The sequence below is a fragment of the Sphaerisporangium siamense genome (assembly GCF_014205275.1).
GTDB classification, from domain to species: domain Bacteria; phylum Actinomycetota; class Actinomycetes; order Streptosporangiales; family Streptosporangiaceae; genus Sphaerisporangium; species Sphaerisporangium siamense.
Genome location: NZ_JACHND010000001.1, coordinates 2,557,982 through 2,574,490, shown reverse-complemented (window position 1 = coordinate 2,574,490; position 16,509 = coordinate 2,557,982). Strand labels below are relative to the sequence as shown.

The following is a 16,509-nucleotide window of genomic DNA, read 5'->3' as shown; positions in this document are numbered from 1 at the left end:
AATCGGCATGGCCTCTACAGGCGGCGATAAACAAATCGGTAAGCTGCCACCCATGCGCGCCCCGTCCGGATACGAGCTTGCCTCGCGATACCGGCTCCTCGAACCGGTCGGGCGCGGCGGCATGGGCACCGTGTGGCGCGCGCACGACGAACTGCTCGGCCGGGACGTCGCGGTCAAGGAGGTCCGGCTCCCGCTCGTCCTGGACGAGGAACTGCGGGCGGAGCTCTGCGCCAGGACCGAGCGCGAGGGCCGCGCCACCGCCATGGTCGCCCACCCGTCGGTCATCACGGTCTTCGACGTCATCACCGAGGACGACCGGCCCTGGATCGTCATGGAGCTGCTGCGGGCCCGCTCGCTGGAGGAGCTCGTCAAGCAGGAAGGGCCGCTCGCGCCGCGCAAGGTGGCCGAGATCGGGCGTCAGGTCCTCGGCGCGCTGCGGGCCGTCCACGCCAAGGGCATCCTGCACCGCGACGTGAAGCCGAGCAACGTGCTCGTCGCCGACGACCGCGTGGTACTCACCGATTTCGGCCTGGCCGCGCTGGAAGGTGACGCGTCCATCACCCAGGCCGGCATCGTGCTCGGCTCGGCGGGCTACATCGCGCCCGAGCGCGTCCTCGGCGACCGCGCCAGCCCCGCCGCCGACCTGTGGTCCCTCGGCGCCACGCTCTACACGGCCGTCGAGGGCCGCGGCCTGCACGGGCGCCGTACGGCCGCGGCGGCGCTGGCCGCGCTGACCAGCGGGGAGCCCATCCCCATGCAGAACGCGGGCCCGCTCGCCCCGATACTGCAGGGGCTGCTGCAGATCGACCCCGAGACCCGGCTGGACGGCATGCGCGCCTCGCTCATGCTGGCGCGCGTGGCGGCGGGCGGCTCGGCGGAGGAACCCCTCGGCGGTCCGGCCCACCGCGCCTCGGCGCGGCGGCCCTCGCCCGGCGGCGGGGCGCAGGCCCCGTCCGCGCGGGCCAAGCAGGTGCCCCGGCCGACGCTCGGCAGCCTGGCGCCGTCCCCGCGCAAGACCTCCCACCGCGGCCAGCACCGCGCCGACCGTCCCGACCGTCCGGAGCGGGCGGATTCGCACTGGACGCCGCCCGCCGGTCCCATGCCGCAGCGCCGGCCGTCCGAGGGGGTGCACCGCAAGCCCGCCGAACCCGCGCCGGGCCGCCGCCGGGCTCCGGCGAACCCCGAGATGAGCCCCATGGCGAGGCAATTGTCCGAGATTGTGAAGTTGCTACTGCCGCGTCGCTTCTGGCCAAAAAGCATGCGTTAGTGCGGCGAAAGCAATTCTCAAGATGGAATCGCTATCTTCTTACACATGCCGGAACAGCAGACGCGGCTGCTCGCCGCCAGGTACGAGCTGGTCGCTCCCCTCGGCCGGGGGACGATGGGCACCGTCTGGCGGGCCCACGACCGCCTCCTCGGACGCGACGTCGCCGTCAAGGAGATCCGCCACGACCCCGGTCTGAACAAAGAGCAACGCGCGGAGCTGCGGGAACGCATGATCCGCGAGGGGCGGGCCGCGGCGAAGATCGCCCACCCCTCCGTGGCCACCGTCCACGACGCCATCCTCGTCGACGACAGCCCCTGGATCATCATGGAGCTGGTCGAGGCCAGGTCCCTGGAGCAGGTGATCGAGGAGGAGGGCCCGCTGCCGCCCCGGCTCGTCGCCGAGATCGGCCTCGACCTGCTCGGCGCCCTCGCCGCCGCCCACGAGCAGGGCATCCTGCACCGCGACGTCAAACCGGCGAACGTCCTGCTCACCGAGACCGGCCGCGTGGTGCTGACCGACTTCGGCATCGCCAAGGTCGAGGGCGACAGCAGCATCACCAAGACCGGCATGGTGATCGGCTCCCCCGGCTACACCGCCCCCGAACGGGCCCGCGGCGACCACACCGGCCCCGAGTCCGACCTGTGGTCGCTCGGCGCCACGCTGTACTTCGCCGTCGAGGGGCGGCCCGCGTACGAGCGGCGCACGGTCAGCGAGACGCTGTCTGCACTCATGAGCGAGCAGGCGGACCCGGCGACCCAGGCCGGCCCGCTGCGCCCGGTCCTCGAAGGAATGCTGGAAAAGGACTACACCAAGCGCCTCTCCTTCGACCGCACGGTCGCCATGCTCCGCACGGTAGCCCGCACCCCCACCTCCGACTCCCCGGCAACCCCCGGCTCCCCCTCCCAGAACACCCCCTCGGCCTCCCGAAACACCCCCTCGGCCTCCGCCAAACCCTCCTCCTCCCGAAGCACTCCCGCCCCCTCCCCGAAGCCGACTTCCTCCAAGGCCGCCTCCGCCTCCTCCAAGGCCGCCTCCCCGAACATCTCCCCGGCCTCCCGGAGCACTCCCGGGGCGTCACCGAAACCCGCTTCCTCGCAGGCCGCCTCCTCGCCCAGTTCTCCTTCGGCATCCTCGAAGCCGGCCTCTCCGCCGCAGTCCCCCTCCTCCCCGAGCACTTCCGGGGCCTCACCGAAGCCCGGTCCCTCGCAGGCCGCCTCCGCCTCACCGAAGCCCGCGGGCCCCTCCGCCCCCTCCTCCGGCGCCGCCGAGAACGAAACGCCGGACGAGCCGGACCCCAACCAGACGATGGTGGTCATCCGCCCGAAGGCGGGCCTCCGCATCCCACCCGGTCCCGGCGCGCCCCGGCGTGACGGCGCCCCCGAACCCGAGGGCACGGCCGACGCCGGTCTCGCCGGTGCCGGGACGGGGGCCGGTCCTCAGGCGCGCGGGGTGGAGGACGACGAGGACGACCAGGTGACCATGGTCGGGCTGGTTCCGCCCGTTCTCGGAGAGCCGCGTGCGGCTGGGCCGGAAAAGTCGCAAGATATGCGGGACATGACGGCATCGCCCGCTTCAGCGCCGACCCGGCCGCCGAAGCCGGCGCCGAACACCGCCCCCTCCAGGCGGCTGCCGCCTCCCGGCCCGTCCGACGTCACCCCGTCGTCCGGCTTCACCGCAGCCTCCGAAGCTCCCGGCTTCGCCCCCGAGCGTCCCGGTTTCACCCGCGGCCCCGCGCCCGAAGGTCCCGGCCTCACCCGTGGCGCGGCTTCCGGCGCCGCTCACCCGTCCGCCGGCCCTGCGCCCGCCGCCGGGTCCAGGCCGTACCCCGGGCCGGTGCCGGGACCCGCGTCGCCGCCCGGCCGCACGTCCATGGCCGGCCAGGGATCCGTGGCCGGCGCCCCGCCCGTACCCGGCCCCGCTTCCGGCGCCCCGTACGCCGGCGGATCGGGGTCCCCGGCGGTGTCGCGTGGCATGTCCGACGCCGAGCAAGGGAATGCGGACAACGGGCTCGGCACCGACCTGTTCGCGTTCCAGGGACCGGCCACGCCGCGCGGCAACAGCCCCATCGGGATGATCATTCTGGTGGCCGTCGCGCTGCTCGGCCTGGCCGCGATCGTCATGCTGGCCGCCGCCGCCCTCTCCGACACCCGCGGCCCCGGCGCCGCCCGAACGCCGACCGCCCCGGCGTCCGCCGCCGAGGCCGCCGTCTCCTCGGTCATCACGGCCGGGGGCGCGCCGGGCGCCGCTCCCGCGCCGGGCCTGCGCCGCTACGTGGACGCGAGCGGCTACGTCGTCGACCTGCCCGAACGGCTCCGCGGCGCCGCCAAGGGCCGCACGGTCACCTTCACCGCGGACGGCGACCCCCGTACGGCACGGATCAGCCGCTCCCCCGACAGCAGCTCCGACATCCTCAACACGACGCGCGCCGCGGAGGCGCGTGCGCTGGCGGCGGGCACGTACCCGGGGTACAAGCTGATCCGCCTCGCGGTGACGCGCCCGACGCCGTACCCGGGCGCCGACGTCGCCGAGTGGGAGTTCACCTACACCGGCGCGTCCGGGCCGGCGCGTGTGCTGTCGCGGTGGGTCGCCGTGCCGGGCGGTTCGACGTACGCGATCTACTGGTCCACCCCGGTCTCGCGCTGGAAGGGGGACCGGGCGCAGCTCACGACCGTGCTCGCCTCGTTCCGGCCCGCCCGCGAGAACGCGCCGTCGGGTTCTTAGGGCAAGACTGGAGGCATGGAGGATTTTCGCATCGAACACGACTCGATGGGCGACGTGCGCGTCCCCGCGGCGGCCAAGTGGCGCGCGCAGACGCAACGGGCCGTCGAGAACTTCCCGATATCAGGGCGCGGGCTCGAACCCGCCCACATCGCGGCGCTCGGCCTGATCAAGGCCGTGGCCGCCGAGGTCAACGGCGAGCTGGGGGTCCTGCCCGCCGACGTGGCGGAGGCCATCTCCGAGGCCGCGACGGACGTCGCCGAGGGCGAGTGGAACGACGAGTTCCCGATCGACGTCTTCCAGACCGGTTCCGGCACCTCGTCCAACATGAACGCCAACGAGGTGATCGCCACGCTCGCCGAGAAGCGTCTCGGCCGGCCGGTCCATCCGAACGACCACGTCAACGCCTCCCAGTCCTCCAACGACGTGTTCCCCACCTCGATCCACGTGGCCGCGATGGTGGACGTGGTGTACGAGCTGATGCCGTCGCTGGAGCACCTGACGATCGCGCTGCGCCAAAAGGCCGATGTGTTCCGGAAGACCGTCAAGGCGGGGCGCACGCACCTGATGGACGCCACGCCCGTGACGCTGGGCCAGGAGTTCGGCGGGTACGCCACCCAGGTCGAGAACGGCCTCGCGCGGCTGCGCGCGACCCTGCCGCGGCTGGCCGAGCTTCCCCTAGGCGGGACGGCGGTCGGGACGGGCATCAACACCCCGCCCGGTTTCGCCCCGCAGGTGATCGCGAAGCTGCGCGAGGCGACCGAGCTGCCGTTCACCGAGGCCAGGGACCACTTCGAGGCCCAGGGCTCCCGTGACGCGCTGGTCGAGCTGTCCGGCCAGCTCCGGGTGGTCGCGGTGTCCCTGACCAAGATCGCCAACGACCTGCGCTGGATGGGGTCGGGCCCGCGCACCGGGCTCGGCGAGCTGAACCTGCCGGACCTGCAGCCCGGGTCGTCGATCATGCCGGGCAAGGTCAACCCGGTGATCCCCGAGGCGGTGTGCATGGTCGCCGCCCAGGTCATCGGCAACGACGCGGCGGTGACGTTCGCGGGCGCGTCCGGCGCCTTCGAGCTGAACGTGATGATGCCGGTCATCGCACGCAACGTGCTGGAGTCCACGCGGCTGCTCGCCAGCGTGTCCCGCCTGCTCGCCGACCGGTGCGTCCACGGGCTCACGGCCAACGCCGACCGGCTGCGCGAGTACGCCGAGTCCTCCCCGTCCATCGTGACGCCGCTCAACCGCCACCTCGGCTACGAGGAGGCCGCCGCGATCGCCAAGCAGTCCCTGAAGGAGCGCAAGACCATCAAGCAGGTCGTCGTCGAGCGCGGCCACGTCGAGACCGGCGCCCTGACCGAGCCGCAGCTCGACGCCCTCCTCGACGTCCTGTCCATGACCTCCCCGCCCGACGCGCCCCCCAAGGAGTGACCGCGGCCGGCGATCTCAGGTCGCGGCCGCCGTCCTGGCGGGGACGGAGGCGCTGAGCGTCGGCGCGTGGCCGGTGAGGTCCGCGTACAGCGGGGATGACGCCACCAGCTCGTCGTGGGTGCCGAGCGCCGCTTTGGTCCCGTCGAGCACCAGTACCTGGTCGGCGCGCAGTGCCGACGTCGTCCGGTGGGCGATGACGATCAGCGTGGTGTCGGGGCGCGCGGCGAAGGCGGCCTCGGCGCGGGCCTCGGCGGCCGGGTCGAGATGGCAGGTGGCCTCGTCCAGGATCACCAGCCGGGCGGGCGACAGGTGGACCCGGGCCAGGCTGACGAGCTGCCGCTCCCCCGCCGACAGCGCCGCGGGGTCGACGTGCCCGGCCGGGCCGCCCAGCCGCGCGGCCAGGGCCTCCATGCCCACGGCCTTCACGGCCGCGCGCAGCTCGTCGTCGCTCGCCCCCGGGCGCAGGTACCGCAGGTTGTCGCCGAGCGTCCCGGTGAACACGTACGCCTCCTGCGGGATCAGCGCGACGTCCGTGGCCAGGCGGACGTGCCCGGCGAGCGGGGCGCGCAGCCCGGCGATCAGGTCGGCCAGCGTGGACTTTCCGATACCGCTCGGGCCGACCACGGCCAGATGCGCCCCCGCCTCGACGCGCAGACTCAGCCCGTCGATCACCGGGTCGGCCCCGGGTCCGTAGGCGAACGTCACCTCCCGAAGCTCCACGACCGCACTGGACGGCGAGAGTGCCTTGGGACGCGGGCGGGGTGTCTCTGGGGCGATGGGGGACGCGGTGGGGGACATGGTCGCGCCGAGGCGGTCGAGGAGGGCGGCGAACTGGACGCCCCAGGAGCCGATCAGGCCGACGGCCGAGCGCAGGGCGGGGAGGAGGACGGTGACCAGGTACGTCACCGCTCCGGCGACCTCGCCCGCGGTGAGCCGGCCCTCGCGGATCCAGCCGGGCGCGGCCAGCAGGGCCAGGACGACGGGGACGTGGCCGCCGACCGCGATCACGATGGTGCGGACGGCGCTCGCCCACGCCAGCGCCCGGGTGGCCTTGGCCTGCCGGTCGATGAGCGCGGCGGCGTGCGCGGCGGCGCGGTTCCCGGCGCCGCACGCGGTGACGTCCCGCAGGCCGGAGAAGTAGGTGCCGCAGACGCCGGCGATGTCCTCGTCGGCGCTCAGCAGCGCCCGCTGGCGGCGGGCCAGCGCGGGCAGGGACCAGGCGAACAGACCGAGGGCGAACAGGATCGGCGGCGCGGCGAGCAGGCCCAGGTGCCCGTTGAGCACGGTGAGCCCGGCCAGGGCCATGACGAGCTGGACGGCGAGGGGGCGCACGGTGCGCAGCAGGCCCGAGGTCAGGCCGCGCAGTTGCTCGGTCTGCTTGGTGAGCTGGGCGATCGCGGTCGTGTCCGGGTGGTGGGCGGCGTGGACGGCGCGGCCGAGCGCGCCGGTCAGCACGGCGCTGACGGTGGTGTCGCGCAGGGGCTCGACGAAGTCTCCCAGGTGAGGGATGACCTGCCGGGTGGCCGCCGCCTGGGCCAGCAGGCACACCGCCAGCAGCCCCAAGTACCCGAGCCCGGCCATGACGTCGCCCGCCAGGAAGCCGGCGTCCAGGGCCCGCGCGACCAGGAGCCCTGTGAGCAGGGCGGGAAGCGCCTCGGCCACCGACCAGGCGGCCATCCGCAGCAGCGGACCGCGCTGCTCCCGCGCGTGACGGCCCAGCAGCCGAGCGCCGGTCATGCCACCCGCTCGCCCGGAAAGTCCGGCCATGCCGCCTTCTCCCTCTGAACCCGGTGTCATACCGCCTTCTCTCCTCGGGCTCTGTGTCATGCCGCCTCCTCGATCTGGAAGAGGGAGCGGTAGGCGGGGATGGCCATGAGTTCGTGGTGGGGGCCGGAGGCTCGGACGCGGCCGTCTTCCAGCCACAGGACGAGGTCGGCGCGGGCGGCGGTGGCGGCGCGGTGGGCCACGACGATCTGGGTGCGGCCGGTGAAGGCGTTCGCGAGGGCGGCGCTCACCTGGGCCTCGGTGGCGGTGTCCAGGCTGGAGGTGGCGTCGTCCAGGATCACCAGCGGCGCGTCCTGGGCGACGGCCCTGGCCAGGCCGAGGCGCTGCGTCTCGCCTCCGGACAGCATCGCCCGCGCGGGCGGGGTGGCGTAGCCGCCGGGCAGGCGGCGGATGAACGCGTCCGCGGCGGCGACCCGCGCCGCGCCCACCGCGACGGCCTCGGGGGCCTGCGGAGCACCGTAGGTGATCAGATCGGTGATGGTGGCGCCGAGGAGGGCGGGGCGGGCGAAGGCGTAGGCGACGTGGCGGCGGAGGTGTCCGGGGTCGACGTCCGGGACGGGGACCCCGTCCAGCAGGACGCGACCGGAGGCGGGTTCGGCCAGGCCGCCCGCGAGGGCCGCGAGCAGGCTCTTGCCCTCGCCGGAGCGCCCGACCACGGCGCAGACGGACCCGGCGGGCACGACGGCGCTCACCTTGTCAAGCACGGTGCGCTCGCCCGCCGTGACCGTGACGTCCTCGAAGGTGACGGCGGGCGCGCCCGGCGTCAGGGGGAGCCCGCCGTGCGTGGGAGCGGGTTCGGCGAGCACGTCGGCGACCCTGCGCGCCGCCGCCCGGGCCTTGGCGACTCCGAGCAGGGAGTCCACCTCGTCGAGGACGGACATCACGAGCGCGGTGTACCCGGTGGCGGAGAGCAGCGCGCCGGGCGTCAGGCGGCCCGACGCCACGCCGAGGCCGGCGACCGTGAGCACGGCCAGCTCGACGACCGCGAGCAGCAGCCCGGCCTGCCAGGCGGTGTCGCGCTGGAAGCGCCACGTGGCGCGCCCGGTGGCGGCGAGCTCGGGCAGGGGCGCGAGGATGCGCTCGGCCTCGCGGGGCAGGGTGGCGGAGGCGCGGATGGTGCGGACGCCGCCGATGGCCTCGGCGAAGCCGGCGGCGATCCTGCCCTGGATCTCCTGGTAGCGGGTGAAGAGGTCGGACGCCCGGGTCATGAACCGGCGGACGATGATCAGCCCCATGGGGACCGTGACCAGGAGCGTCAGCGCGAGGCGCCAGTCCAGGAGGGTCAGGGCGACGAGGGCGCAGACGGCGGAGACCACCTTGAGCGCGGTCTCGGTGACGGCCAGGGGCGCCTGGGCGGCCTCGGCGGCGCCGGCGGTCAGCCGGCTGGTCAGGTCTCCGGGGGCGAAGCGGGCGGCGCGGGCGGGTCCGAGGGTCAGCACGTGGCCCAGCAGGCGGACGCGCAGGTGGGAGACCGCGGCGGCGCCGCACGCCGCACCCGCGACCGTGCTCGCCACCGCGCACAGGGCGGCCGCGGTGAGCAGCACCGCGAGGTTCCAGGCCGCCGCCGTGGTGCCGGCGAGCACGCCGTCGAGGGCGGCGGCGAGGGCGGCGGGCAGCAGCAGGCCGCAGACGACGCTGCCCACCGCCGCCACGACCAGGGTGATCCCCCAGCCGGGGGCGCGCAGGGCGGCGGCGACCAGCAACCGGTCGGCGGCCCGGGCGGTGCCGTGCGGGTGGGGGGACGAAGGCATAGTGTTGCCCCTTAAGGCGGCTCGTGTCCGTTTCACTAAGGTGCGATGACGCCGAGGGGTTCAGATGGGCATGCGCCGCCCATCTGAACCCCGGTCCGTGAGAGCGATCAGCCGGCGACGGCCGTGACGGTGGTCACGCCGTGGTGATCACGGCGACCGGCGACGGTGATCACGCGACGGTGGTCACGCGGCCGGGTCAGCTACCCGTGATCGTGCAGGTGGACGAGCAGGTCCGGCTGAACCCACAGGTGATCCAGCAGTCGCGCAGGCCCACGGGGTCGGTCTCGGGCAGGGTCTGCAGGGCGGCGATGTCGATGGTCATGGCGTTCCTCCTATACGTAGGTGAATTGATTCGGATTTCTTGGGTGCGGCTGAGCGTCGGCCCGTGCCCCGGCGGCCTGAGCCGAGGTCGGCCCGGATGCGGGTCCACAGGCAGGTCCGCTCGCAGCGCGTCAGCCCCATTTCCAGGGCCCGGCCGCGCGCCGCTCGGGCGTCAGCCCGTGATCCAGCAGCTGGAGCCGCAGTCCGTCTGGATGCAGGTCCACAGGCAGGTCTGCTCGCAGCGCATCAGACCCTCGTGGGCCTCCGCGCGCAGCGTCTGCAGGACGTCGACGTCGATCGTCATGGTCGGTCACCTCCTCCCCCTCTTCGGTGGCCGTCGTGGCCCGAGGCCGGCCGCCAGGCTCAGTCCTCGGTCCAGAAGCAGGTGAACCAGCAGGTGTAGTCACATCTGGCGAGGCCCTGGAAGTCCTCGGCGCGCAGCGTCTGCAGGGCGTCCACGTCGACGGTCATGGTGTCGTCACCCCCTCTCCTCGGGGTCGGCGGTCAGGAAGCCGGTGAGCCGGTCGATGACCCGCTCCCGGCCGGTCTCGCCCGGCGGGAAATGCCCCCCGCCGGAAATCTCCAGATACGTCACGCGGGCCGCGTCCAGGCGCTCGCACAGCAGCCGCGACTGGCCGACCGGGATGACGGGATCACGGTCCCCGTGGACGATCAGCAAGGGAGCGGTGATGCGGGGCGCGAGCCGGTACAGGTCGCGCGGGCCGAGATCGTCGTGGTGCTCGACCTGCCCGCCCAGCCGCTCGATCAGGGCGCGGACCTGCTCCGCCGCCTCGGCGTGCAGGCGCGGCCCTGACAGGAACGGCGCGATCACCGCGCAGCGCGACCACAGCCCGGGATCGGCCGCGGCGGCCAGCAGCGCCAGGTACGCGCCGTAGCTCACGCCGTACAGCATCGGCGCGGGCGCGCCGGGCGGCCTGCGCCGGGTCAGCAGGCGCACCAGATGCCTGATGTCGGCGAGGTCGGGCACCCCCCACGCGCCGCGCAGCGCGTCGCGGTGCGCGTCGCCGTAGCCGACGCTGCCCCGCTGGTTGGGGGCCACGATCGTGATCCCCGTCGCGGCGATGGCCTGGCACACCGGGTCGAACGACAGGTCCCACGCCGACTCGGGGCCGCCGTGCAGGGCGAGCAGCAGCGGCGCGTCCGAACGCCAGTCGCCGTAGACGACGGCCTCGATCGCGCCCTCGGGTCCCGGGAAGGTCTCCAGGTGGGCGTCCCCGGCCGCGGCCTCGCCGCCGGAGACCCGGATCGGGTCCGGCCGGTCGGGATCGACGGTGATCACGCCGCTCGGCAGCGAGGGCGTGCTGCAGGCCACGCGCAGCCCGCCACGGGACCAGCTCGCCGCGGGGTGCAGGACGCCCGGCGGGGTCGGCACCTCCCGGACCCGGTCGGCGGCGGGGGTGTAGATCGCCAGGGTGCCGCGGGCGCCCCGCTGCACCCGGAGCGCGATCCGCCGCCCCTCCGGGTCCACGGCCACGGGCAGCACGGCGCCGTCCAGCGCCTCCAGCCGTCCCGGACGCGGCAGCGGCAGCGTCTCGCCCGGCCGCCCCCAGGCCAGCCAGGGAGCGCCGTCCTCGCGGCAGGTGACCAGGGCGTGCCCGGCGCGGGCGAGCACGAGCTGAGAGCCCTCGCCGGCGATCGCCGTCCAGGTCCGCCGGGCCAGGTCGGCGACGATGGGGGTGACGGCGCCGTCCACGGCCAGGTTCCCCGCGAGCAGCGTGCCGGACTCGTCCAGCCACGAGCAGGTGGTGAACCGGCCCGGCAGGTCCATGATCGGGGCCAGGCCGAGCGGCCGGTCGGTGACGCGCAGCAGCGTGGTGAGGCCGGACGCGGTCGTGCGCACCGCCAGGCCCAGCGGGTGGACGGCCCCGGCCGCGGACGGCAGCAGCCGCAGGCCCGCCGCGGGGATCGGGGCGAGCGTGCGCTCGGCCCACCGCCCGCCGTCCCGTGCCGCCAGCCCCAGGACGTGGTGGCCGTCCATGGCGCGCAGGAGCAGCACGCGCCCGTCGCCGGTCGCCGTGGGCTGGGTGCGCACGGTCTCGGCCGAGGGCAGCGTCTCCTGCCGGTCGCGGGCGCCGAAGGTCCACAGTTCGGGCACGAGGTCGCCGCCGGGCCCGTGGGTGAGGCAGGCCGCGTGGCGGCCGGAGCCGGAGAACCGGAAGCTGATCCGCATCCGCGCGGGCGCCGCCGTCGTGGCCGCGGCGCTCACCACGCCTCCCCCGGCACCCACATGCGGCCGCCGCCGTGCCGCAGGCGCAGCAGCAGGTCCAGCGTGCCGGCCAGGCCGGTGTTGTACCCGGGGGTGACGTCCACGTGGTGCTCGTCGGGCGTGACCACCCGGCCGTCCCTGACCGCGTGCCGGGCGTGGACGGCCGTGGCCAGTTCCCCGGCCCAGTCCCGGTAGGCGGGGTCGCCCGTGGCGTCGGCCAGGTCCAGCAGGAACTGGGCGTCGCCCGCCAGGCCGTGACAGGCGGCCGGGGAGGCGTGCCAGCGGGCCAGCCGTACGGCGGTCGCGGCGCGCCGGGCCAGGTGCAGACGGTGGCCCTCGCCGGGCAGCGCGCCGAGGCGGGCCAGGAACGTGCCGACCCCGGAGGAGCCGCTGCACCAGTGCGTCAGGCGCTCCCGCGGGGAGCCCTCGCCGCTCGGCCACCAGGCGCAGTCGCCGTCCTCGATCGCCACGCGGGCCAGGGTGTCCCCGGCCTCCCTGGCCAGGTCCAGGTAGGCGGGGCGGTCCAGCGCGGCGCCCGCCAGCAGCAGGTACGTCCCGATCCCCGCGACGCCGTGGGCGTAGCCGTAGTGCTGCAGCCCGGCCAGGCCGGAGTCGAAGTCCCGCGGGATCTGCCACATCACCCCCTCCGGCCGCCGCCGGGCCGCCATGACCAGCGCGTCGGCGTAGCCGATCGCCTGCTTGGCGAAGCCCTCGTCGCCGGTGGCCCGCCACAGGCCGAGCACGGCCAGCCCCGCCCCGGCCGCGCCGTGGCAGACGTCCGGGTTGGGCCAGGTCGCGGGCAGGTCCCGGGCGAGCTGGAGTGCCCGCCCGGCCATCGCGTCGTCGCCGAGGTGGCGCGCGGCCTCGTACAGCGCCCAGGCGGTGCCCGAGCGGCCGAAGTACAGGCCGGGCAGGATCCGGGGGACGTCCCGCAGGCGGGCGTCGATCCACGCGGCGAGCCTGCCGATGGCGTCGTCCAGGCCGCGGGCCACCGGTTCGGGGCGGCCCCGCGCCGCGCGGACGAGCACGGCGAGCACGCCGGCCGCGCCGTACTGGACGTTCAGCGGGTCGGTGGTGTCACCGAAGGCCCCCGCGGGCCACAGGCGCTCGGCCTCGGGCGCGGCCTGGGTGGCGATGATGTGCGCCAGGCCGTCCCGCAGCATCAGGTCCCGCGCGCCGGCGGGCAGCCTGTCGCCGGGCGGCTCCGCGCCGGCGCGGTGGGCCGGCGGCGCGGCCAGGAACGCGCGGGAGCGTTCCAGGCTCCAGCGGCCGTCGGGGTCGTGGGCGACCAGGCCGAGGATCAGCGGGGCCAGCGCCGCGACCGCGGGGTGGACGTGTCCGGCCGCGCCCACCAGGACCGCGAACCGCTCGTGGACGGGACGGGCCTCGGCGGCGGGCAGGTCGGGGGGCAGCACCGGGTCCACCCCGCTGGCCAGGTGGAACAGGGTGGCGCCGAGGGAGAACAGGTCGGCGGTGCGTTCGGGCGCGGGCCCGGTCTCGGGGCCCGCCACCACCTCGGGCGGCCCGTATCCGGGCGTGTAGGCGCGTCCGGCGGGCGTGCCCGGCTCGGTGACCATCTCCAGGTCGATGAGGCGGAGGTCGCCGTCCGGGGTCACCATCACGTTGTTGGGGTTGAGGTCGCGCAGCACGTAGCCGCGGTCGTGGACGGCGGCGACGAGCGCGACCAGCTCGCGGGCCATGGCCACGGCCGTGCCGGGGTCGAGTCCGCGGGCGTGCGCGTCGCTCTCGCGGGTGAGCGCGGCGGCCCGCCCGGCGATCCAGTGCCGCAGTTGCTCCCCGGCGACGATCTCCTCGGCCAGGAACAGGTTGCCGCCCTGCTCGAACAGGTCGATCCGGCGCGGGGCGAGGCCGAGCGGCGCGAGCGCGTCCAGCATGGCGGCCTCGTGCCGCAGCAGGTCGCGGGCGTCGGTGCCGTCCAGCGCCGCGGCGGCGTGGGCGCGGGCCTCCTTGACGATGACCTCGGCGCCGGTGACCCGGTCCTCGGCCCGGTAGACGCCGCCCTTGTTGCCGTGCCGGATGGCGCCACGCACCACGAACCGGTCGTTGAGGAGCACCACGGCGCTCTTCTTCGGGGCGGAGGGGTCCGCCGCGGGCTCGGGGATCGGGGAGGTCGCCCAGGGCGGCGGGGTGAAGGACGCCTCGCGCCGGTCGGCGACGAGCGTGCCGTCCGGCGCGCGCAGCGCGACGTCGTAGGAGCCGTCGTTGGTGAGCCTGCGCACGCCGCTGAAGACCCCGTACCGGTAGTGGACCGGGCTGCCCGGCCGCCACGGCCGGTCGGAGAGGATCCGCGGCCCCGGCAGCCCGGCGACGGCGTCGTGCAGTTCCGCCGCCAGCGTCAGGAACAGGTCGTCGTCGGCCGGGTAGACCGTGATGAACTTGCCGGCGCCGCCGCGCTCGTAGTTCCTGCCGACCAGCATCGCGGTCGTCTTGAGCGTGGCGGCGAACTTGAAGGCGCTCTCGTGGCGGATCAGCACGTCGGCGGCCCTGCTGAGCACCACGGGGGCCGAGAGCGGCGTCGCCGAGACGTGCAGCTTCCAGCCCTGCTCGCGGCGGGCCGTGCCGGCCGGGGCGACGTGCGTCCACGGTGTGCCGGGGCGCACCTGCCACGTGGCGCCGCCGCCCGCGGCGCGGGCCAGCGCCGCCCTGGCGATGTCCTCCAGAAGGTGGCGGTCGCCCTCCGGGCCGTGCTCCGCCACCGCACGCGTTGCGTCCACGCCGTACAGCCCCCCGTCCGTAAGTGGTACGTCCGGGTCGGGCGTCGTCGCCGTCCGGACACCCGTTACGGTGCCGCGACGGTCTTGTGACAATCTTGGACTGTCCTTGAACGCGACTTGCGCACCGGGCGTACGCAGGGCATACGTCCTGGCGGAGCGGCCTTCCCGCCGCGGCGGGGCCGTCCGGTCAGGAGGCGGGCGGGGTGGGCAGGTAGCGCTCCTGGATGGCGTGGGCGGCGCGGACGGCGTACCTGCCGCCGGGCAGGCGGGCCAGCAGCCTGCCCAGGGTCGAGCGGCGTACGGCGAGCGCGCCGGGCTCGCCCGCGGCCTGGATCCTGGCCCGGCCCCTGTTCATCTCCAGGGTGAAGCGGAGCGCGGTCTCGCCGCCGTCCACGCGCAGGTGGGGCGCCCACAGGCCGTTGCCGAGGTGGCCCTCGCCGGGGAGGCGCCGCACGGGCACCTTGGCGACGAGCTGGCCGGGGAAGCGCCCGGGGACGCCGGGTTCGACCAGGGCGGGCACGGTGATCGTCCGGCCGCGCCCGGCGAGCTGCCGCAGCACCAGCTCGGCGGGCGGGCCGCCGCTCGGCGGGACGTAGGGGACGGGGAGGACGACGAAGACGTGCCCCTCGCGGTGGGTGACCGAGGCGCCGGGCGAGACCAGGAGGATCGACTCGGCGAACGAGCGGGGCTCCACGCAGACGCTGAGCTCGCGCTGCTCCGACCAGCAGGGGATGACGAGCCTGCGCGGCCGTCCGGCCAGGACGCCGACGCAGCTCAGCGGCGCGCCGCGCCGCCCGGCGACGCGGGTGCGGGCCTGCTGCGCCCCGGTGTACATGCGGACGTGGACCTCCCACTCCCCCGGGCGCAGCGGGCGGCCGAGCGCGACCGTGGCGACGTCGAGGCGGGCCCGCCCCACGGCCCAGACGCGGACCCGGTCCCCTTCCTGGGCCCGGCAGACCTCGCCGTGGACGGGGATGAAGAAGATCAGCCCGTGGTCCTGGTGGCGGATGTAGACCTCCATGCGGGCGCGCTCGACGGCGTCGGTGACGTCGGCGAGCGGCGCGGGCAGGTCGAAGCCGGCCACGGGCGGGGTCCAGTGCAGGCGGTCGCCCTCGGCCTTGAAGGTGACGGGCGCGCCGTCGGGGCCGATCAGCTCGACCGCGAGGTCCATGATCAGGGTGTCCTCGTCCCAGGCCACCTCGCGCAGCTCCGCCCGGACGGAGGTGCCCCTGGCGGCCTCGCCGAGGGCGACCAGGCGTCCGAGGTCGCCGGACCTGAGGAGGACGGCCCGGGCGCGGAGATGGACCGGCAGATGGCGGTCCAGCTCCTCGGGGAACCGTTCCGCGGTGAGGGCGCGCAGCTCGATGAACAGCGCTCCCCGCTGGTCGGTGCGCAGGTGACGGCCGCCGAGCAGGCGCAGCACGCCGGCGCGGAACCAGTGCGCGTACAGCCGTTCCCTGGCGTCGCCCGGCTCGCTGTGGGTGTCGACGATGTCGAGGATGGCCCGCAGCCCGGCGGCGTAGGCGCGCGGGTCGGGCGCCTCCTGCGGCGGCGGGGCGATGTGGCAGCAGATCTGGTCGGCGAGCACCGCGATGACCTTGGCGGTCAGGTAGGCCCGCAGCACGAACGCCTGCTCCGACAGCTCGGGCTGGATCTCGGGGAAGCGGATCTCACGGGCGTCGAGGAAGGCGCGGCGGAACAGCTTGTGCGCCGTGGGCAGGCCGAGCAGCCGGTCGCGCAGCACGTCGGCGCGCTCGCGGTTACGGCTGAAGGCCCGCTGGGGCGGGTTGTCGCCGCGGACGACGCGGCCGATGAGGATGTCGGCGTCGGTCTCCGCGGCCGTGCGGTACATGCTCTCCAGCGCCACGCGCTCCAGGCGGTCGCGCTGGCCGAGCAGGTAGACGTACTCGCCGCGGGCCACGGCGAGGCCCACGTTGCGCCCGCGCGCGGGGGTCCCGGTGTGCTCCAGGTGCAGGACGCGCACGTTGGGCCGCACGGCGGCGACTGCGTCGAGGCGCTCGCGCGTGCCGTCGCCCGACCGGTCGTCGGCGAAGATCACCTCGTACTCGTCCGACGGCATGGACTGCTCTAGGAGCGAACGCACGCACGCGTCGAACGCGTCGTCGTCCGGGCCGGGCTCCGATACCGGCACAACCACGCTGACCTTCACACTCATGTGGGCAAGCGTGCGCCGGGCGCCGCCGGATGACGGCCAGGCTTGCCGAAACGTCGAACAACCCTGACCAAGAGTTCGCGCTGATCAGGACGCGTGCGCGACGA

11 protein-coding genes are annotated in these 16,509 nt (G+C 75.2%); 3 read left to right on the top strand and 8 right to left on the bottom strand.

Annotated elements, in window-relative coordinates:
* Positions 1–52 precede the first annotated feature (52 nt).
* The 3 genes from BJ982_RS11960 to BJ982_RS11950 are packed head-to-tail and all read left to right on the top strand — an operon-like array spanning position 53 to position 5,410.
* Complete coding sequence (locus BJ982_RS11960) at positions 53–1,267, top strand: serine/threonine-protein kinase (protein WP_184879533.1); 1,215 nt, start codon at positions 53–55, stop codon at positions 1,265–1,267.
* Positions 1,268–1,312: 45 nt separating this feature from the next.
* Positions 1,313–3,988, top strand: a complete 2,676-nt coding sequence (locus tag BJ982_RS39270; protein WP_239123089.1) for a serine/threonine-protein kinase — start codon at positions 1,313–1,315, stop codon at positions 3,986–3,988.
* 15 nt (positions 3,989–4,003) lie between these two features.
* The gene (locus tag BJ982_RS11950; RefSeq protein ID WP_184879530.1) at positions 4,004–5,410 is read left to right on the top strand and encodes a class II fumarate hydratase; all 1,407 of its coding nucleotides are present in this window, start codon (positions 4,004–4,006) and stop codon (positions 5,408–5,410) included.
* Between the two features lie 15 nt (positions 5,411–5,425).
* Here the strand turns inward: BJ982_RS11950 and BJ982_RS11945 are convergent, their stop codons facing one another.
* The 8 genes from BJ982_RS11945 to BJ982_RS11925 all read right to left on the bottom strand — a co-directional run bounded on the left by BJ982_RS11945 (position 5,426) and on the right by BJ982_RS11925 (position 16,405).
* Entirely contained in the window at positions 5,426–7,147 is a 1,722-nt protein-coding gene (locus BJ982_RS11945) for an ABC transporter ATP-binding protein (protein WP_184879527.1), read from the bottom strand.
* An 86-nt stretch (positions 7,148–7,233) separates the two neighbouring features.
* Positions 7,234–8,946 carry an ABC transporter ATP-binding protein gene (locus BJ982_RS11940; protein ID WP_184879524.1) on the bottom strand — a complete coding sequence of 571 codons (1,713 nt, stop codon included), beginning with the start codon at positions 8,944–8,946 and terminating at the stop codon, positions 7,234–7,236.
* A 196-nt stretch (positions 8,947–9,142) separates the two neighbouring features.
* Positions 9,143–9,268, bottom strand: a complete 126-nt coding sequence (locus tag BJ982_RS38480; protein ID WP_203959179.1) for an ALQxL family class IV lanthipeptide — start codon at positions 9,266–9,268, stop codon at positions 9,143–9,145.
* A 171-nt stretch (positions 9,269–9,439) separates the two neighbouring features.
* A complete protein-coding gene (locus BJ982_RS39265) occupies positions 9,440–9,571 on the bottom strand; it encodes a hypothetical protein (RefSeq protein ID WP_260324647.1) in 132 nt (43 codons plus the stop codon).
* A 59-nt stretch (positions 9,572–9,630) separates the two neighbouring features.
* Positions 9,631–9,738: an ALQxL family class IV lanthipeptide gene (locus tag BJ982_RS38475; RefSeq protein WP_203959180.1), complete on the bottom strand. Its 108-nt coding sequence runs from the start codon at positions 9,736–9,738 to the stop codon at positions 9,631–9,633.
* 7 nt (positions 9,739–9,745) lie between these two features.
* Positions 9,746–11,494: an alpha/beta hydrolase family protein gene (locus BJ982_RS11935; protein ID WP_184879521.1), complete on the bottom strand. Its 1,749-nt coding sequence runs from the start codon at positions 11,492–11,494 to the stop codon at positions 9,746–9,748.
* Complete coding sequence (gene lanL / locus BJ982_RS11930) at positions 11,491–14,229, bottom strand: class IV lanthionine synthetase LanL (protein WP_184879518.1); 2,739 nt, start codon at positions 14,227–14,229, stop codon at positions 11,491–11,493. The genes BJ982_RS11935 and lanL overlap by 4 nt, the downstream gene beginning before the upstream one ends.
* A gap of 187 nt (positions 14,230–14,416) precedes the next feature.
* A complete protein-coding gene (locus BJ982_RS11925; protein ID WP_184879515.1) occupies positions 14,417–16,405 on the bottom strand; it encodes a glycosyltransferase family 2 protein in 1,989 nt (662 codons plus the stop codon).
* Between the last annotated feature and the right edge of the window lie 104 nt (positions 16,406–16,509).